At 41.0% G+C, this 19,217-nt stretch carries 16 protein-coding genes and 1 riboswitch; of the genes, 9 read left to right on the top strand and 7 right to left on the bottom strand.

Translation table 11 applies throughout. The features are described from left to right. Nucleotides 1-37 precede the first annotated feature (37 nt). From GR160_RS16140 to GR160_RS16120, 5 genes are all read left to right on the top strand, one after another. Nucleotides 38-1,180 (top strand): alpha/beta hydrolase, encoded by a 1,143-nt coding sequence (locus GR160_RS16140; RefSeq protein WP_160750929.1) that lies wholly within the window; start codon nucleotides 38-40, stop codon nucleotides 1,178-1,180. A 114-nt stretch (nucleotides 1,181-1,294) separates the two neighbouring features. Continuing rightward, entirely contained in the window at nucleotides 1,295-2,656 is a 1,362-nt protein-coding gene (gene radA, locus GR160_RS16135) for a DNA repair protein RadA (protein ID WP_160750928.1), read from the top strand. A gap of 8 nt (nucleotides 2,657-2,664) precedes the next feature. Further along, on the top strand, nucleotides 2,665-4,659 hold the full coding sequence (locus tag GR160_RS16130; protein ID WP_160750927.1) for a transglycosylase domain-containing protein: 1,995 nt from the start codon (nucleotides 2,665-2,667) through the stop codon (nucleotides 4,657-4,659). A 70-nt stretch (nucleotides 4,660-4,729) separates the two neighbouring features. After that, entirely contained in the window at nucleotides 4,730-6,343 is a 1,614-nt protein-coding gene (locus GR160_RS16125; protein ID WP_160750926.1) for a DUF4139 domain-containing protein, read from the top strand. 307 nt (nucleotides 6,344-6,650) lie between these two features. Then, nucleotides 6,651-8,027: a PQQ-dependent sugar dehydrogenase gene (locus GR160_RS16120; protein ID WP_160750925.1), complete on the top strand. Its 1,377-nt coding sequence runs from the start codon at nucleotides 6,651-6,653 to the stop codon at nucleotides 8,025-8,027. A gap of 100 nt (nucleotides 8,028-8,127) precedes the next feature. Here the strand turns inward: GR160_RS16120 and mce are convergent, their stop codons facing one another. From mce to GR160_RS16095, 5 genes are all read right to left on the bottom strand, one after another. Next, nucleotides 8,128-8,532, bottom strand: a complete 405-nt coding sequence (gene mce / locus GR160_RS16115; RefSeq protein WP_160750924.1) for a methylmalonyl-CoA epimerase — start codon at nucleotides 8,530-8,532, stop codon at nucleotides 8,128-8,130. A gap of 113 nt (nucleotides 8,533-8,645) precedes the next feature. Next, nucleotides 8,646-9,626, bottom strand: a complete 981-nt coding sequence (locus tag GR160_RS16110) for a T9SS type A sorting domain-containing protein (RefSeq protein ID WP_160750923.1) — start codon at nucleotides 9,624-9,626, stop codon at nucleotides 8,646-8,648. Between the two features lie 4 nt (nucleotides 9,627-9,630). Further along, nucleotides 9,631-10,914 (bottom strand): DUF5074 domain-containing protein, encoded by a 1,284-nt coding sequence (locus GR160_RS16105; protein WP_160750922.1) that lies wholly within the window; start codon nucleotides 10,912-10,914, stop codon nucleotides 9,631-9,633. A 152-nt stretch (nucleotides 10,915-11,066) separates the two neighbouring features. Beyond that, nucleotides 11,067-11,266: riboswitch (cobalamin riboswitch) on the bottom strand. A 151-nt stretch (nucleotides 11,267-11,417) separates the two neighbouring features. Continuing rightward, nucleotides 11,418-12,302, bottom strand: a complete 885-nt coding sequence (locus tag GR160_RS16100) for an SDR family oxidoreductase (protein ID WP_202390804.1) — start codon at nucleotides 12,300-12,302, stop codon at nucleotides 11,418-11,420. Between the two features lie 53 nt (nucleotides 12,303-12,355). Beyond that, a complete protein-coding gene (locus tag GR160_RS16095) occupies nucleotides 12,356-12,751 on the bottom strand; it encodes a hypothetical protein (protein ID WP_160750921.1) in 396 nt (131 codons plus the stop codon). Nucleotides 12,752-12,879: 128 nt separating this feature from the next. Here GR160_RS16095 and rbfA point away from each other — a divergent pair, with 128 nt between their 5' ends. From rbfA to GR160_RS16075, 4 genes are all read left to right on the top strand, one after another. Next, nucleotides 12,880-13,272, top strand: a complete 393-nt coding sequence (gene rbfA, locus GR160_RS16090) for a 30S ribosome-binding factor RbfA (protein ID WP_160750920.1) — start codon at nucleotides 12,880-12,882, stop codon at nucleotides 13,270-13,272. 9 nt (nucleotides 13,273-13,281) lie between these two features. Beyond that, nucleotides 13,282-14,490 (top strand): FtsX-like permease family protein, encoded by a 1,209-nt coding sequence (locus tag GR160_RS16085; protein ID WP_160750919.1) that lies wholly within the window; start codon nucleotides 13,282-13,284, stop codon nucleotides 14,488-14,490. Between the two features lie 84 nt (nucleotides 14,491-14,574). After that, complete coding sequence (locus tag GR160_RS16080; RefSeq protein WP_160750918.1) at nucleotides 14,575-15,999, top strand: MATE family efflux transporter; 1,425 nt, start codon at nucleotides 14,575-14,577, stop codon at nucleotides 15,997-15,999. Between the two features lie 358 nt (nucleotides 16,000-16,357). Continuing rightward, nucleotides 16,358-16,738: a carboxypeptidase-like regulatory domain-containing protein gene (locus GR160_RS16075; RefSeq protein WP_160750917.1), complete on the top strand. Its 381-nt coding sequence runs from the start codon at nucleotides 16,358-16,360 to the stop codon at nucleotides 16,736-16,738. A gap of 50 nt (nucleotides 16,739-16,788) precedes the next feature. On the opposite strand, the gene GR160_RS16070 is transcribed toward GR160_RS16075, so the two are convergent. Together GR160_RS16070 and GR160_RS16065 are read right to left on the bottom strand one after the other, a co-directional pair. Beyond that, nucleotides 16,789-18,333, bottom strand: a complete 1,545-nt coding sequence (locus tag GR160_RS16070; RefSeq protein ID WP_160750916.1) for a hypothetical protein — start codon at nucleotides 18,331-18,333, stop codon at nucleotides 16,789-16,791. A 105-nt stretch (nucleotides 18,334-18,438) separates the two neighbouring features. After that, on the bottom strand, nucleotides 18,439-19,215 hold the full coding sequence (locus GR160_RS16065; protein WP_160750915.1) for an enoyl-CoA hydratase/isomerase family protein: 777 nt from the start codon (nucleotides 19,213-19,215) through the stop codon (nucleotides 18,439-18,441). Between the last annotated feature and the right edge of the window lie 2 nt (nucleotides 19,216-19,217).

Below are 19,217 nucleotides of genomic sequence, written 5' to 3'. Positions count from 1 at the left end.
TGCTTGACGAATTTTATCCCCTTAAAATTACAAAGCTATGACATACAAAACCTTACTGTTACTACTCGTAGCAGCAGTACCCTTGTTTGCGCAAAAAAAAGCTGAGGAGATTTTTTCTCAAAACTTAAATGCTAAAAGAACTTTTACGGTAACCCTGCCGCCGTATTATAAGCAGGATAAAGATAAAAAATACCCGCTTATACTTGTTTTAGACGGCGATTATATGGCTGCGCCTTTTGAGGGTATTTTTAACTATACAGGTTACTGGGACGAGCTTCCGGAAGCTATAATTGTGGGCGTAGACCAAAACTATGCCGACCAGCGCCAACAGGATTGTCTTATAAATGCAACAACCGGACTGCCAGAAGGTAACGGGGGTAAATTCTTCATGTTTATTAACGACGAACTTATGCCCTACCTTGACAAAACTTATCGCCTTTCTCCATTTAAGGTAATTGCAGGGCACGATGCAACCGCATATATGGCAAGCCTGTTTTTGTACAGGGATAACTCTCCGTTTAAAGGATATATAAATTTTAGCCCAGATTTGCAGGCAAACATGGAAAACCTGTTGCCGGAGGTTTTAGGAAAAATAAAGACACCTGTATTTTTTTATATGTGTACCACCGAAGGCGATGCACCAAAGCTGAGAAAAAAAATAAAGGCAATGGATGAAACTATTAAAGCATTGCCAAAAAACAACAACCTGAAATATGTTTTTGAAGAGTTTGCGTCGGGTTCGCACTACTCTGTAGTGCCTTACGGCATTCCGGGTGCATTATATAGTATTTTCGATTCTTACAGGCCAATATCGCCAACAGAATATAAAGACAGGATAGAGACATTGCCATCTGGTTATGTAGACTATCTTAAGGAAAAATATGATGTTATAGAAAAAGACCTTGGCGTAAAAATGGTAATCCGTCTTGGCGATTTTAAGGCTATTGAAGCTGCCATATTAAAAAATGCAGCCTATAAAGAACTGAGAGACCTTGCTTCTCTTGCCAAAAAAAACTATCCTAAAAAAACCATTGGCGAATATTATGACGGCCTGTATTATGAAATGCTTGGCGACAATAAAAAAGCCAACAGGGCTTACATGAACGGTTATACACTGGACCCTATTGGCGAATACACCAAAGATTTTATGATAACCAAAGGCGAAAGCGTTAAACAATAGAGTACATACTATTGATTGATAAATACCTAATATAGCTTTCAATATCTACAGGTTGGCAGTTACAAATACATTTGCAAAAAATGATTACATTTGAGGCTATTACCAACTATTTGAATGGCTAAACTAAAAACCGTTTTTTACTGCCAAAACTGTGGCGCACAATACTCTAAGTGGCAGGGGCAATGTAACTCCTGCAAACAATGGAACACCATAGCAGAAGAAATTGTGCAAAAAGAAGACAAACCTTCATGGAATTCTTCGGCTCCCGAAACTAAAAAAATACCCAAACCGCTTCGCATTACAGAGATCGATTCTGCCAACGAGGTTCGAATGGATACAGGCGACGGCGAGCTTAACCGTGTTTTAGGAGGTGGGCTTGTGCCGGGATCTTTAACTCTTTTAGGTGGAGAGCCAGGCATTGGCAAGAGCACACTGTTATTGCAAATATCTTTAAAACTACCTTTTAGAACCTTGTATGTTAGCGGTGAGGAAAGCCAGAAACAAATAAAAATGCGGGCTGAGCGCATTACAGCAAAAGCAGATAACTGTTATGTACTTACCGAAACCAAAACCCAAAACATATTCAGGCAAATAGAGGCTATAGACCCCGAAGTGGTAATTATAGACTCTATACAAACACTGCATACAGATTATATAGAATCGTCTGCCGGAAGTATATCCCAAATTCGCGAAACTACAGCCGAGCTTATAAAATTTGCCAAAGAAAGTAATGTGCCCGTAATTCTTATAGGACACATTACCAAAGATGGCAGCATTGCCGGGCCAAAAATACTGGAGCACATGGTAGACACCGTGCTGCAATTTGAGGGCGACCGCAACCATGTGTACCGCATACTGAGATCGCTAAAAAACCGCTTTGGCTCAACCGCCGAACTGGGCATTTATGAAATGTTAGGTAGCGGCCTGCGCGAAGTGGCCAACCCCAGCGAAATACTTATATCGCACAAAGAAGAAGAACTTAGCGGCACTGCTATTGCCACCACCATGGAGGGCATGCGACCAATAATGATAGAAATTCAGGCACTGGTAAGCTCAGCAGTATACGGAACCCCACAACGCAGCACCACAGGCTATAATGCCAAGAGGCTTAATATGGTGCTTGCCGTGCTCGAAAAAAGGGCGGGTTTCAGGCTTGGGGCTAAAGACGTCTTTCTAAATATAACGGGAGGCATAACGGTAGATGATCCAGCCATAGACCTTGCGGTTGTAGCGGCAATACTATCGTCTAACGAAGATATACCCATTAATAAAGACTACTGTTTTGCAGGCGAAATTGGCCTTTCCGGAGAAATAAGGCCTGTAAATCGTGTAGAACAACGCATACTTGAGGCCGAAAAGTTAGGATTTTCTACTATTTTTGTTTCTAAGTATAACAAGGTTTCATTAAAAAACACGTTAATAGACATTAAACTGGTGGCAAAGATAGAAGATGTGGCAGCCCACCTGTTTGGCTAAACTTACACATGCGCAAAAAAATAAATTTCAAAAAAATTGCCCTTTGGGTAATCTCTATAATCGTGGTACTGCTGCTTGTAGCGGGCATATCGTTTTTTGCTTTTCGCGATAAGGCATTACAAAAAGCCGTTGCAAAAGTTACTGATAAAATGAGCTCTGATTATAACACAGCCTTTAGCGTTAAAGAGGCTAAGTTTAAAGGGCTATCTGGTATAGAAATGAAAGGTATTACCCTTGTGCCTAAAGGTGCCGATACACTTTTGCAGGTACAGGAAATCAACACAAGCATTAATCTTTCGAGATTACTTACAGGCGATATACAGCTTGGCACACTGAATATGAAAAACGGTTATGTACAGTTGGTTAATGACTCTTTAGGCTGGAATTTTCGTTCTTTTTTACACAGCAAAAAAAATAAAGACGAGGAGGAAGACAACACACGCAACAGTTATGCCGAACGGGCTTACCGCCTGCTAACAAAAGTGCTTAACCTGGTGCCCACAGATATGGCTCTTGACAATCTTGCATTGCGAGTAAACGACAAAGGCCAGCAAATAAGCATGAACCTTACTCAGCTTCGCCTTGCCGACAACCAGCTTGAAAGCAACATAAACGTTGTTGAAGACACGATATCGCAAAACTGGAAGGTTAAAGGTTTTGCCGACCCGCGTAACCGCAAAGCCGACCTGAAGTTTTTTAATGCCGATACATCGCGCATTGCCGTGCCTTATATTGCCCGAAGGTTTGGGCTAAAATCAGGGTTTGACAATATTCATTTAAATGTAGAGAATATTGAAATGGATGGTGGCGAGCTGCATGTAGACGGCTATGCCTCGATACAGAATTTTATGGTTAACCACCGACGCATTGCTACAAAAGATGTAGTGATAGACAATGCCCGTTTTGATTACCACTTTTTATTTGGCGACAGCTTTGTTGAGCTCGACAGCACCAGCACCGTTCAGCTTAACAAAATAAAATTTAACCCCTTTGCAAAATACAGTGTAGAGGACGATACTATTTACCAGATAAAAACGCGCATACCAAAAATGCCTGCGCAGGATTTTATAACATCATTGCCAAAAGGGTTGTTTACCAACTTTGAAGGCATGGAAGCCGAAGGCAGCTTTAGCTATAACCTCGATTTTTTGTTCAACAAGAACAAACCTAACACACTGGTGTTTAACAGCACCCTCGACAAAGAGGGTTTAAAAATAAACAAATATGGCGCTGCCGACCTTGCCAAGCTTAACGGTAGTTTTGTATACAGGGCAGTAGACAATGGCCGTGTGCAAAGACCTGTGCTGGTAGGATCGGGTAACCCTAACTATACCCCTATTGCAGATATATCTCCGTTTTTACGCAAGGCCGTACTAACCAGCGAAGACCCTTCGTTTTTTAGCCACCGTGGTTTTATAACTGAGGCTTTCAGGCAGTCGATAATCAAGAACATCAAGACTAAAAAATTCTCCCGCGGGGGCAGCACCATAAGCATGCAGCTTGTTAAGAATGCTTTTCTTACCCGCGAGAAAACCCTTTCGCGCAAGCTAGAAGAAATACTGTTGGTTTATATTTTAGAGAACAACCGCATAGTGGGCAAAGAACGCATGCTCGAAGTGTATTTTAATATTATAGAATGGGGACCTGATGTGTATGGCATTGGCGAGGCATCGCACTATTATTTTGATAAAAGCCCCGCATTGCTAACCCTTGATGAGTGCCTGTTTTTGGCAAGTATTATACCAAGCCCTAAAACATTTATGTGGCGTTTTAATGACGAAGGCGAACTTAAAAGCTATGCCCTTAAGCACGACAACTATATTAAAAATATTATGCTTAGGCGCGGGCTTATTATGCCGGATGATACTATAGCCCAAAAGGGTCATGTAAACATTATAGGCCGTGCACGCGGCAGGCTTCCGCTAAATAAAGAAAGCCTTTTTGCCAGCGATACATTAGATATTGACGAAATTTTCCTAAACCTGAGCAAGCAGGCGTTTTAAAATTTTCCATTCCCTCCCAACCTTTGGTTTAAAAAACTGCTCTTTATATAAAAAGATAAAATCTGATTATATGAAAAGAGCACTTTTTATGCTTTTGCTGTTTAGCGGCATGGCATACGCCCAAAAACCTATTTTTACTACCGCAAAGGTTAAGGCGGCTACCGTATATTTTAATGCTGCCGAAATTGCGCAGCAGGCAAGTGTAACCCTACCAGCAGGCACCAGCGAAATTGTGGTTAAAAATGTTGCCGACTACCTTAACGAAAATACAGTACAGATAGGCGCACCGGCATCGGTCACAGTACTGTCTGTACAATTTACACGCGACTATATTTCGGAGTTTGAACCTGACGAAACCTCGCCTGCCATTAAAAAGGTGCGCGACAGTATTAAAGTGGTTCAAAAAGAAATACAGCGCACAGGCGTGCTTAAAAACAGCGAGCTTAAAACCCTCGAACTCTTAGATAAGAACAGTGTGGTTTCGGGCAGCAACACCGGGCTTAATGTAGCAGAACTTACTAAACTTGCCGACTACAGCAAAGCAAAGTATACTGAGAGCATGACAACTTACAACACACTGACCGAAAAAGAGCAAAAACTGAACGAGCTGCTGGCCAAACTGAACAGCCGTCTTGAAATAAACACACAGCAGGCCGAAAAAACATCTTCGGGCAAACTGGTATTACAGGTCATGAACGAGCAAGCTGGCAGTGTGCCGCTCGACATTAGCTATCTTACCCCCAATGCATCGTGGACACCATTTTATGACCTGAGAGCAGAAAATACATCGGGACCAATAAACATGTTGTATAAAGCACAGGTAGTACAGCAAACAGGTATAGACTGGAAAAAGGTAAAGCTAACCCTTAGCAGCGGAACCCCTAACCAAAACAACCAGGCACCGTTGCTAAGTGCATGGTTTTTAAGATTTGGCGATAATGTAATGATAAGAGGTGCAAACAGCCTTGCCATGAATACATATAATGCCGACAAAGCTGAATTACAAGAAGTAGTCGTTACAGGCTATGGAACAAGAGCTAAAAACGTTGGAGCATATACCACCATTACCGAAAACCAATTATCGGTATCGTTTGATATTGATATTCCGTATGATATATTGAGTAACGGCAAAAAACACAGTGTTAGCCTTAAAGACATTAAAATCCCTGCCACTTATAGGCATTATGCCGTGCCAAAGGCAGAGAAAGAAGCATTTTTACTGGCAGAGCTAAGTGACTATTCTAAATATAACCTGCTTAAAGGCGAGGCCAACATTATTTTTGAAGGGATGTATATAGGTAAAACCTACATAGACCCCAACCAAACATCAGACACACTAAACCTAAGCATGGGCCGTGATAGAAAAGTTTCTATTAAAAGAGAAAAAATTGTAGAAAAATCTGGCACAAAATTCCTGTCAGCCTATAAAGAGCAGACGTTTACGTTTGAAACCACTATTCGCAATAATAAGAAAGAGGCTGTACAACTTACTTTAAAAGATCAGTATCCGATCAGCACCGATAAGGAAATTGAAATTGAACTGCTGCAAAGCGACAAAGCAAAAGCCAATGTCGAAACCGGAGTGCTTACCTGGGAACTGAAACTACAGCCCGGAGAAGCCAAGAAAGTACGCATAAGTTATAAAATTAAGCATCCTAAAGATAAAGTCATAGCCAATCTATAGCGCCTTAAAGAAATAAGCCCAAGTAGAGCTTTTCATCGCAGAAATTTGCTTTAAACCAAGCATAAATTAGCCATACCAATCGGTATATTTTTAATCCCCTGTTCAAGTCAGTACTTAAACAGGGGATTATATTTTTTCATTCATTTAAATCTTAAATAACCAAAAGCCTCACTTACCAATGGTGGAAAACTGCTTCAGCTAAATCATAATACAATACATGATTTTTAAAACATAATTTATTCTTAACTAAAACAGAGGTTAATGTTTTCTTATTAAATTTACGTAAAAACTTATAAACCAATTTGCTATGAAATTAAAATTACTTTTATCTGTCTTTATGCTGTCCTCTGCCACTTTTGCGCAGACCATAGAGCTGGAGCAGGTGGCCACAGGCTTTGCAAGCATATCTGAAATTGCCCGCGATGGCAGCAACAGCAATAAACTGTATGTTGTGCAACAGGGAGGCCAAATACGCATACTGCAGGAAGACGGCACTGTAAACACTACTCCTTTTGTAACGGTTTCTCCTATCAGAACGGGGGGCGAGCAGGGGTTGCTGGGACTGGCTTTTCATCCGGAATATGCCACTAACGGATATTTTTATGTATATTATGTAAACAACTCAGGAGATATAGAAATTGCCCGCTATACGCGAAGCACCACGAACCCGGAAGTAGCTGATGCTACAAGCAGATCGGTTGTACTTACCATTCCGCATCCTGTAAACAGCAATCATAATGGCGGCAGCATGCATTTTGGTGCCGATGGATACCTTTATATTTCTACCGGCGATGGCGGCGGCGGCGGAGACCAAAGCAACAATGCTCAAAACACAGGCGTGCTTTTAGGCAAAATGCTGCGCATAGATATTAATATAGGCAACATGACAGATGTTACTTATCTAATACCTCCAACCAATCCATTTGCCATTGCAGGGGGTGCTCAGGAGGTGTGGGCTTATGGATTGCGCAACGCATGGAAATTTTCGTATGACAGGCTAAACGGAGATATGTGGATTGCCGATGTGGGTCAAAATGCAATAGAGGAAATCAATAAAGTAACTACTGCCACGGCTGGCAGGAACTTTGGCTGGAGATGTTATGAAGGTAACTCTGTTTATAATAATAATGGATGCCCCAGCAGTGGCACTTTGACTTTTCCAGTAGTACAATATAATCATTCCGGGAGCCGCTGCTCTATTACAGGCGGATATGTTTACAGCGGTACTGAGTTTGCCAACATGCAGAACAAATATTTTTTTGCCGATTATTGCAGCGGAAGTATTGGCTGGGTAAACAGCACCATACCGGACGAAATAACCTGGACACCTACCTTTAATGTAAACTTTACCACTTTTGGCGAAGATAACAGCGGTAACCTTTATATAGCAGGTGGTGATACCGGAATTATATATAAAGTAACCGATGCTACGGCAGGAACTGCACAATTTGATAAAAAAGAAATAAAAGTGCATCCCAACCCTGCCAGCAACGAGGTTTTTGTGACTTTTAAAGGCGAAGACGCAACAGCTACTATTTATGACCTTGGTGGGAAAAGGCTTTTGCAAGAGCAACTAACTACACAGGCTAACCGTATAGATACCTCTGCTTTGCAAACCGGTATTTATATGATGGAAGTAACCGTTGGCAGCAACCGCACACAACAAAAACTGGTTATAAACTAAACACGATACCAATCGGTATATAAATATAATCCCCTGTAAAGCATTGCTGTCTTACAGGGGATTATTGGTTCTATAAATAGTTAATCTGCATTCTTAAATTTTAAATGGACATCTCCTGGCAAAGTTCTATTAAAACACCATTGGTGCCTTTAGGATGCAGGAAAGCAACCAGCTTATTGTCGGCACCCTTTTTAGGGGTTTCATTTATTAGTATAAAACCCTCTGTTTTGAGACGCTCAATTTCGGCAGTAATATCTTCCACATCAAAAGCAATGTGATGTATGCCCTCCCCTCTCTTTTCTAAAAACTTAGCAATGGGGCTATCAGGCGTGGTGGCCTCAAGCAGTTCTATTTTATTGGGGCCGCTTTTAAAAAAAGAAGTTTTAACTCCCTCGCTTGCCACCTCTTCGGTTTTATAAGGCGGCATGCCCAGCAGTTTTTCAAACAATATATTAGAAGTTTCAAGGCTTTGTACAGCAATGCCTATGTGTTCTATTTTTTTCATTATCATTATAATTAGAGTATTATAAAGTTATGGCTTTTTTTGAACGGCGGTAAAAAAAATCCGCTTGCGGCAGTACCACAAGCGGATTTAGATTATAAGTACTACACCAACCTTTAGTTTACCACTAAGGATAATGCAGAAGAGCCTGTATTTGAAGAAAACTCTACTTTATATGTACCTGATGGCAATGCAGAAATATCTACTGCCTGGCCATTATAAACTCCTTTGGCAGATAATACTAAGCGTCCGCTCACATCATATATCAAAACGTCTGTGTCAGCTTGCGTTTTTAAATACACCTGCCCTTTTGCAGGATTTGGATATAAGCAAACATTTGCTTTACCAAACTGCTGCAAGCCTAAGGCCTGTTGGTTGATTACAGCCACAGCCTGCAAATCGAAACCTCCTGATGCAAACGGCGTAGGGAACGACTCGTTTACAGCATTGCCAAAACTGTCGTAAGAAGCATATAGCGGATCTATAGAGCCTACAACATCAATAATTTTTACGTGTGTAATGTTGTCTTTATCTAACAGAACGTTATCGGGCAGATCGCTAAGATCGAATGGTGTGCCATACTGGGCTGCATACTTGCCTGCAAGGTTATTAAGATATTGCGCCTGCGGGGTTGCAAAACTGCCCAATTGAGTTTGGTTTTGTGTTTCGCTATGGTTAGGAAACCTGAAATAATTTACCCCGTCGGAACTTACCTCAACAAAGGCCAATTCTAAAAAAGCGGTACTGCCGTTTTCAAAAACAGCAAAGTCAAAGCCGGGGCCGTTAACTATTGGTCTTAAAAAAGTAGCAATGGCATGCCCTCCATCGCCCAAGCTTACAACGCTGCCATTGGCATATCCTATGGCATTTTCGGGCAAACCTGCTGTTGCATAACTGCTGCCTGCTGCCATTGCATCAGGATTGGATATATTAATAAGCCCTCGCTGTACCTCAATGCCGGTTGCCCATGCTGTAATTTGAGGGCTGTCTTTAAACACCGCAGTCGAACCCGGCTGCTCTGCCGCAGGTGGGTAAGACTGGGCAAAACCCGTCGTTGCAAACGCAATAAAAACAATTGTAAGTAAACCTGCTTTCATGCTGTTATTTTATGGCAAGGCGTTGCACTCCTGTACCTTTTGCTGTAGTAACCTGTACAAAATATACTCCTGCAGTAATGCCTTCAACACTAATGCCTGCTGCGGTATAAACCTCATCTTTAACCAGCCTGCCCTGAGTGTTGTAAATTTTAACGGTAGCAGCATCAGTAGTGTTTATATAAAATAAATCGGTAGCCGGGTTAGGCGCAACCGTGATTTTTAAAGCAGCAACAGGGTTAGTAACGCCCGCAGTACTGCCTGCCGATTTATAGAAGCTGTTAGGTATAACACCTACAGTATAGTTTGCAAGTGGCGCACCATTGGCATCATAAACATACACCTGGCCCGGGGAAACATAATTGCCGGCATCGGCCACATATACCACATTGTCTATAACATCCATACCATATATTCCGTACACGCCCTGTGCTCCAAGCGAAAATATAGGCTCAGAAGGCAATTGTTCTGCGGTAACATCGGCCTTAAAAACCTCTTCATCTATAGCATAATACACATAATTGCCTTCACCTCCTTTAAGGTGCTGAGGGTGTTGCAGCGGTGTTTCTATAAGGCTTACAACAGTGTTAGTGCTAAGGTCTATTTTGTCTATTTCTCCAAAAGTCTCCTGCGGAGCCCACATTGGTTTACCACCGCATAAAACATATAAAAAACCGTCTTTAACTACCATCGAGTTTGGCACATCGCCCACTGTAATGGTTTGCTCTACAGCAAGACTAACAGGATCTATAACACTAATGGAGTTTCCATAGCCATAACCTCCCTGATGGGCTACATAGAGTTTTCCGTTTATTTCTTCTATCCTTTCTACACCTACAGCCGTAGCAATGTTGGTTTCAATAGTATTTGTAGCGGTATCTATAACAGCTACATAATCGTCGTTATCGTCAAGGCCATTGCCCCAGTTGGTAACAAACGCCTTGCCGTTGCTAAAGGCAATAAACCTTGGGTTGTTAAGCCCGGCATCTATGGTTGCAACATGCTCTAAAGTAACTTTGTTTACCACCTCTACTTTATTGCTCATATTAAGCACTATATAGGTGTTATCTCCATAAAAGCCCATGCTTTGGCCCACGTTGCCCAATGTGGTTTCAAGATCGTTTGTAGCCAAAAGACTATTGGTAACAGTACCGTTTTGAATAAACGAAACCGATGCATTGTAGCTGCCTGCACCACCCTCGTTAAGCACAAAAATGCCATCAGTATAATTTTGTGCAAAGGCGAAAGAGCCTAACAGGAACGCTGCAAAAAAAGTGTAAAGTTTTGCCATTGTGTATAAATATTTGTGTTAATTATATACTGCCAATAACCCTGACCACATACAATAAAAAAACATCTGCACCAATAGTATTGGCACATTGCAAAAAATGCATTTTATAGCTTGTTCAAAGTCATATATCCGGATCTTTTTCCCGAAGAACCCATTATTGTTATCACTAAGGCAGGTCTCCTGGCTTGCGTCCTGGTTGTTTACCTTCCCGTGCGTGTGCACAGTGGTCTTTGCAGATTAACAACAGGCTTAATAGCTTACAGTTGCGGGAACAGCTTTGGTTTTTATCCAAATTCCCTTTTAATGCTTTGGGCATAGAAATGCTTAAGCAACCTTAATGAGCAGCAAATATAAAAAATTTAATGATACACGGGTCTGTCTGATTATTTTTGATTCTTAACTTAATTTAAGCATCAATTAATACACAAATCGCAACATTTGTAAAAACAAATAGCCTCCTGCTTATTGTATGCAGGAGGCTATTAGTATGAGAAAAAACAGGCTTAATACTTAAACTGTTCTTTGTGTCGCTCTATAAAATCGGACCATCGGGTAGGCTCATAGCCCGTAATTTCCCTAAAGTTATCAAATACATCATCTGCTCCCGGAATGGTACCCTCGGCATAGCGAATGTAATGTCTGTACACGCAATCCATATAAGCCATATCGGCCTTTTTGGCTTTCATAATTTTTAAGAATTCTTCCGGCGGATGCGGCACATACTTAAACTTTTGCCCTACGGCCTCTGTTAGCATATCGGCAATGTCATAATACGATTTTGCATCATAGCCCAAACGGTACGTTTTACCATTATGAATTTCGGGCTTTAAAAGAGCCTGTGCAGCAACAGCCGCCACATCGTTAACATCTACCCAGCTTTTACGCGCATCTTTTACATAGTGCTGAATAATGCCGTGTTTTATTATAGATGTACCGTCATAACTCAGCAGGTTTTGCATAAACGTTTCAGGGCGCAGGTGCGTAAACGAGAAACCGCTCCACTCTATATAACGCTCTACCAGCTGATGCCATGCCCAGTGGTCTACGGTAGTGTTATCGCGTCCGCAGGCACCCAGGTGCACAATGTGTTTTACACCGGCCTGTTTGGCGTGGTCTATAATGGCTTTGCTTTGCCTTAGCATATTAACCGTATATCCTGTTACAAGAAAAAGGCGGTCTATATCTTTAAATGCTTCTTCGTAAGTGCTTTCGTTGTCAAAGTCGAGTAGTACAGATCGTATGCCTTTTGCCTGAAAAGGCTGCCTTTTTTTATTGTTACGCGCAGCCGCAACAAGTTCTATATCTTTATATCCGCTTAAAAAATTCAGTACGGTAGAGCCTACCTGCCCGGTGGCTCCGGTAATCAGTATTTTTGGTTTGTCACTCATAATGTTTGCTTGTTAATTGCATACTAAATATACTACTAAAAAAGCAAACAGGATTAATAGTATTTAGGAATTTGCAAATAATCTGCTATGCCAAAAGTATATTTATTTAATAATGTGATGAATAAAGCCGAAAAAATTACACTTACCAAAAGAATATTAGAAACGGATTTAAAGATATTCTTTTTAATTGCCCTTGCTATAAGACCGACTGTAAAGGACAATAACACCATATAAAAAGGAAATACAAAGTAGCTGCCTAAAGCATAAACGCTGCAGCTAAATTTATAGTCAATAAATATCATTATGTAAATAGCTGCTGGTAATAAGGCTCCCGCCATTATTCCCTTTATTCCAAGCTCACTTTTCCGGATGCTGTTAAACAACAGAGCCATTGCGGAAACAACTACTGCAATAGCAATTAAAAGAAAGAAGAATACTATTATCCCCATAGTGAACGGTATTTTTATATAACCCTAAGAACCATTAACAAATATATAACTTTATGGCATGCTGCCTTCTGCCTGCTAATGCGTAACTTTAAATCCCACACCATTAAATTTTTAAGTATTTTTGCAGCATGGAAACAAACAGGCAAAAAAAAATAGGCGCATTGCTGCAAAAAGACCTTGTAGATATACTACAGGGCGAAATACGTAAAAATAATATTACCAACCTTGTACTATCTGTATCTAAAGTTGTGGTAACCACTGACCTTTCTATTGCTAAGGTATATTTGAGCGTGTTTCCGTCTGACAGGGGTGGCGAAATACTTAATGCCGTAAAAAGCAATGCCCCGCTCATTAAGCACGACCTTTCGCAACGTGTAAGGCTGCAACTGCGCAAAGTGCCTAATCTTGTGTTTTATATAGACGATACGCTGGACAGAATGGAAGTTATAGACCGCGAGCTTAGCGGTGAAAACAACCCAATTACAAACCCCGAACTGCTGGACAGACGCAAAAAAATGTAACCGCTTTACGTGAGTTTTTCTTTATACATAGCACGCCGCTATACCATTAGCAGGAGCAAGAGCACTGCCGTAAACATTATTACGCGCATTGCCGCCCTTGGCATTTTTGTAAGCACCGCTGCTTTGTTCATTCTTATGTCCGGATTCAGCGGCCTGCGCGATTTCAGCCTTTCGTTTGCCAACGCCACCGACCCCGACATTAAGATTGCACCCTTAAAAGGTAAATCGTTTGTTGTATCGCCACAACAGGAGAAAGATCTTAAGGCCATGGGCGATATTGCCGCCTACAGCGGCGTGGCCGAAGAACGCGTACTTTTTTATTTTGACGAAAAAGAACAGGTAGCCTATCTTAAGGGCGTAGACACCCTCTACACTACCGTTAACGGAATGAATAAAAAAGAGGTGCTGATCGTTGGTCAATGGCTACAAATGCACACCGGGCAGGCTATTGTAGGGGCAGGCATTTTTACGCGGCTTTCTCTGAGTCTTTTTAATACCCAGCGTGCACTCGAAGTATATGTACCAAAAGCTGGGGCAGGCACCATAGACCGCCCTGAAGATGGCTTTAATAAAGAACAGCTTATTGTTACAGGTGTATATTCTGTTAGCGACGATGTAGATAATAAATATGTGTTTTGCAGCCTCGACCTTGCGCAAAACCTGCTGGAATACAAACCCAACCAATATACTGCACTCGAAATTAAGCTGAAACCCGGTGCTAACGAAGACATAGTAAGGCAAAAGCTAAACGCAATATTTAATAACAGCATAGATATTAAAAACCGCGCACAGCTTAACGACTCGCTCTACAAGATGCTGAATGCCGAGAATTTGGTTACTTACCTGTTCAGTTCGCTGGTAGTGGTGCTAACCCTGTTTTGCCTTGCCGGAGCCTTGATAATGCTGATATTAGACAAACGCGAAAACATTAAAACACTGCACAGCCTTGGTGCTGAAGTAAGCACACTGCGCAGGATATTCTTTTATCAGGGAATGTTCATTACTGCAATAGGCACATTTTTAGGGTTATTGGTTTCTACCATACTCATCATATTGCAGCAGCAGTATAGCCTGTTCATGATTACCCCCACTATGGCCTACCCTACCACGTTTACCATTCAAAATGTAATAATAGTACTGGCAACCATATTTGTACTGGGCATTTTTGCTTCATGGATAGCCTCTACAAGGGTTAACAGTGAACTGCTGGAAGAATAGTAACTTAACCTTTATATCATTTATTTTCTATTATATTTACGGCTCACATTTTTTAATTTCTATTTATAGTAATTACAGCTAATTATGCCTCAACACCAACAAAAACAAGGCACTTTTTCACGCTTTTTCAGCCTGCTTAAACAATCGCTAAGCGGAGAAGAAATGGATTTTACCACAGGCAGCATTCGCCGTGCGGTACTGCTTTTGGCGATACCAATGATGCTTGAAATGATGATGGAATCGGTCTTTGCTCTGGTAGACCTGTACTTTGTAGGGCACTTGGAAAACAGCAGCTTTGCCGTACAAACTGTGGGGTTAACAGAATCGGTACTTACTGTTTTATATTCTATTGCCATAGGCATGAGCATGGCGGCAACAGCTATGGTGGCACGGCGCGTGGGCGAAAAAGACCCCGTGGCTGCAGCAAAGGCAGGCATGCAGGCCATTATTGTAGCACTTGCCGTTAACATTGTTTTAGCTGCTCTCGGCTTTATTTATGCCACCGATATTTTGGTACTCATGGGCTCATCTTTAGAATCGGCACAATATGGAACTCCTTTTATCCGCATTACCCTTGGCGGAAGCTTTGTAATTATACTGCTGTTCTTATTTAACGGTATATTCCGTGGGGCGGGCAACGCTGCCATTGCCATGAAAAGCCTCTGGATAGCCAATATTTGCAACTGCCTGCTGTGCCCGTTGCTCATTTATGGCTGGGGTCCTGTGCCTGCATTCGGGTTAACCGGTGCAGCCATTGCAACCACTATTGGCCGCGGCATTGGTGTGATGTATCAAATGTACAACCTGTTTAACGGCAAAGGAATGCTAAAAGTTGCCGCCTCTTATTTTATACCCGACTGGGAACAGATAAAAGCCTTGGTAAAAATAGCCGCACCGGGCGTATTGCAGTTTGTAATAGCCTCCTGCAGCTGGATATTTTTAGCCGAACTGGTAGCAACCACAGGTGGCGATGAAGGTTCTGCCGGATACCAGAGCGCACTGCGCATCATGATGTTTTTTATGCTGCCCGCCTGGGGGCTGAGCAATGCTGCCGCAACACTGGTTGGACAAAATCTTGGTGCAAAACAGGAACAACGCGCTGAGCGCAGTGTGTTGGTTACGGCTAAATTCAATATTAGTTATATGGGTTTTATAATGGTGGTATGCCTCTTGGCAGCCGACCCACTCATGTGGTTTTTTACAAACAACGCCCATGTACACGACATTGCAGTAAAAGCTATTCGTATTCTAAGTGCAGGCTATATATTTTATGGCATTGGTATGGTGCTTATAAATGCCTTTAACGGAGCCGGAGATACCAAAACCCCAACCATAGTAAATTTGTTTGGTTTTTGGCTGTTTCAAATACCCCTTGCTTATTTACTTGCCAAACAATTTAACCTTGGACCAATAGGTGTATTTATGGCGATACCCATTGCCGAGACTGCCATGGCTATTGCCAGTGCCATACTGTTTAAACGTGGCAGATGGAAAAAAGTAGCAGTATAAACCCCAGCCTTATACCAATCTTTATTAAGTTTTAAATTGTTAGCTATTGTTTTTCTCGCAAAGGCGCAGAGACGCAAAGTTAAAATGAAACAGACTAATAAGCGACGTAAGTCGCTTAGCTTAGCTACTTACATCGCTTAATAAAATTGCTAATCAAGGAAACTGCTTTGCGTCTCTGCGCCTTTGCGAGAAAAATTTTACACTGAAATATATTCATATGAAATAACACAAAACCGTCCTTGTACAGGAGCGGTTTTTTTGTGCGCTGAATGCATTAACCTAACTATAACAGTTGGTTAGCATTTTATAAAGATAAAACAGGCGTAACTTGTAATTGCTAACTATAAAAAGAATTGCTATGAAAAATTTCTTTCCACTTTTAGCTTTTTTAGTGTTGGGTGTGTTTGCATGCGATGACGATGACGACAATATAAACACCCAGCCTTGTACCGATATAGTAGTACCCGCGCTTAAAGTTGTGGTTGTAAATGCTGCCACTCAGGCGGCAATTGGACCGGGATTGACCGTAACGGCTACAGACGGCAGCTACATTGAGGAGTTAGACTACCTGCCTGAAATGGGAGAATTTCGTGGTGTCGATGAACGTACAGGTACCTACACCATTACCGTTACAGGCGCAGGATATCAGCCGTATGCATCTCAGCCAGTGAACGTAACTGAAGACGAATGCCACGTTATTACACAAACTGTAAATGTTGCATTACAACCTGCCGATTAATATCCAACCACTTTATACGCATGCCTAATTATTTCTGGTTTACCGGATATTTATAGTCCTATTTTGAGCAATTGTTTATCCCCTCCTTTTCGGCCTAAAAAATAAATACCATCTGATGTGACGGCACCTCTCGCAGTCATAAATGGTACTGCATTACTTTCATTATCTAATAGCTTTTCATACTTCATATCACCTTTTGCATCAATTGTGACTACGGTAAGGTCTGATTTGTTTTTACCCGATTGCTTAAATTCTACCGCTCCTTCATCCGTTGTTTTTACATTTTCAGATGTATTAATAAAATAATAGGCAATGTCATTTTTAAAAACCGGAGTGTAAGATAAAAAAGAAACATCGGAAGGAGTAAATGTATATTGGCTTTTCCTGATGTCAGTAATCCATAATGCCTCACCGGTACTGGTTATACGGGCAGTTATAATATCGTCATAATTATAGGTTTCCTGATTATTTACATTAGCGCTATAATATTCTTCGGCATTTATAATAATATCATTATTTGGGGTAACAATAATATTTTTAAACAGCAGCGGCTTATACAATTTTGCTTCCCACCAACGCTTTTTGTTTTTATCTGCAAGCATTTTTTCAGAAAATGGTGTGTGTACTGCATTGCTCATGCTTAAAGTTTTTGGATCTATTTCAAAATAGCTAACTCCATTATACCATTTGCTTTCGGGCTCAGAATAGAATCCAGCACAAACCAGTTTATCGTTCAGCATAAACATTTTTAACGTTTCGCTAAAAGGGTTGGGGCTTGTAAAATTACCTGTTGTTTCGTGGTTATCAATACCAATATGTGTTATTTCATATATAAATGTTTTACGCTTATCTTCTTCGCGATGTGCAGCCCCTAAAAGATAGATAGAACTCCCCCCGTTTGCCACATCTATATTCTTAAACCTGTAATCTTTGCTTTTTACTTCTCTCTTATAAGTGTGTTCTATTTTTTTAGTAAGGCTGCTGTCAAAAGAATAAAGTTTTAATATTTTAGCTTTGTCCGACTTTAAATTAAAGGCTATAGCAAAAGCACTGTTATTATCATCTGTTATAAAGGCCACCGTAGCACTATCATCAAGTACTGAAGCCGAATTGTAAAACAGGTCGCTAAGTTTTAATGTACCCAGTTTATCTGCCTCCTCCCTGTTAAACCTTAAAAGCTCTTTGTGGGTAAACTGCATGGTATTAATATCTGCCGAATGTACATTACAGATATATGCTTTTTCTTTTATATTATACTGAACATCTATTAAATGTAAACTATTACCAACCGCAAAAACTCCCACCAGCGTTTTATATTTTTCATGTGTATTATATTCCGGTGCATATTCCGCATCTTTAATAAGATTCATATTTTTATCATAATGCTCCAAATAGTAACCGGAACCGGCCGATAAAACACCTTTTTTAAACATACGCAGCATATACAGGCCGCCAGTGCCGTCTTCTTTTACATGTACAATATAGGACTCATTATATTTATCTTTAAATACACTGCTCTTTGTAATCTTAGGGGTATTTTGCGCATTGGCTGCTGTAAATAAAAGCAGTATATATGCTATTAAAACATGTTTCATAAACTTTTGATATACTATTTTGATGCTGCAAATTTATAGTATTGACTTAGAAGTTTTAACAAAAAAAGGAGCTAAAAGCTCCTTTACAAAAAATAATGATCTATTTTATTTTCCCGGAAAAGCCGCTTTTCTTTTCTCTAAAAATGCGGTAGTACCTTCCTTAAAATCTTCGGTTCCAAAAGCTTCACCAAAACTTTTTATTTCTACTTCATAACCATCTTTAGTATAACTTGCATTGATAGCTTTAATGGCCTTGCTTATTGCTACAGGAGAATTCTTCATGATCCTGGCAGCAATGCCTTTACAAAAATCAATAAGCTCCGGTTGCGGCACTACGTGATTAACAAGTCCAAAAGTTAACGCTTCCTGTGCGGTAACCATACCTGCTGTCATTATCATTTCCATTGCCCTGCCTTTGCCCACAAGTTGAGGCAGGCGTTGCGTGCCGCCATAGCCCGGGATTACGCCAAGCGACACCTCTGGAAGACCCATTTTAGCATTCTCTGATGCTACACGGAAATGCGCTGCCATAGCCAACTCTAAGCCTCCGCCCAGTGCAAAACCATTTACCGCAGCAATAACCGGAGTGCCAAGGTTCTCTACAAGGTCGAACAATAGTTGCTGACCGATGGCTGCAAGCTGTTCTCCTTCTTCCTCACTGAATTCGCTAAACTCTGCTATATCTGCTCCGGCCACAAATGCCTTTTCGCCCGTTCCGGTAACAATAATAACTTTTGTATGCTCGTCTTTATCAAGAGCTGTAAATGCCTCGCTCAGCTCTAAAATAGTAGCACGGTTAAGCGCATTAAGTTTGGCAGGGCGGTTAATGGTTATGATACCAATACCCTCGTTAGTTTCAGATAAAATATTTTCAAATGCCATAG

This window comes from Flavobacterium sp. Sd200 (assembly GCF_009826935.1).
Taxonomy (GTDB): Bacteria; Bacteroidota; Bacteroidia; order Flavobacteriales; family Flavobacteriaceae; genus Flavobacterium.
This window is presented reverse-complemented; position numbering and strand designations above follow the sequence as displayed.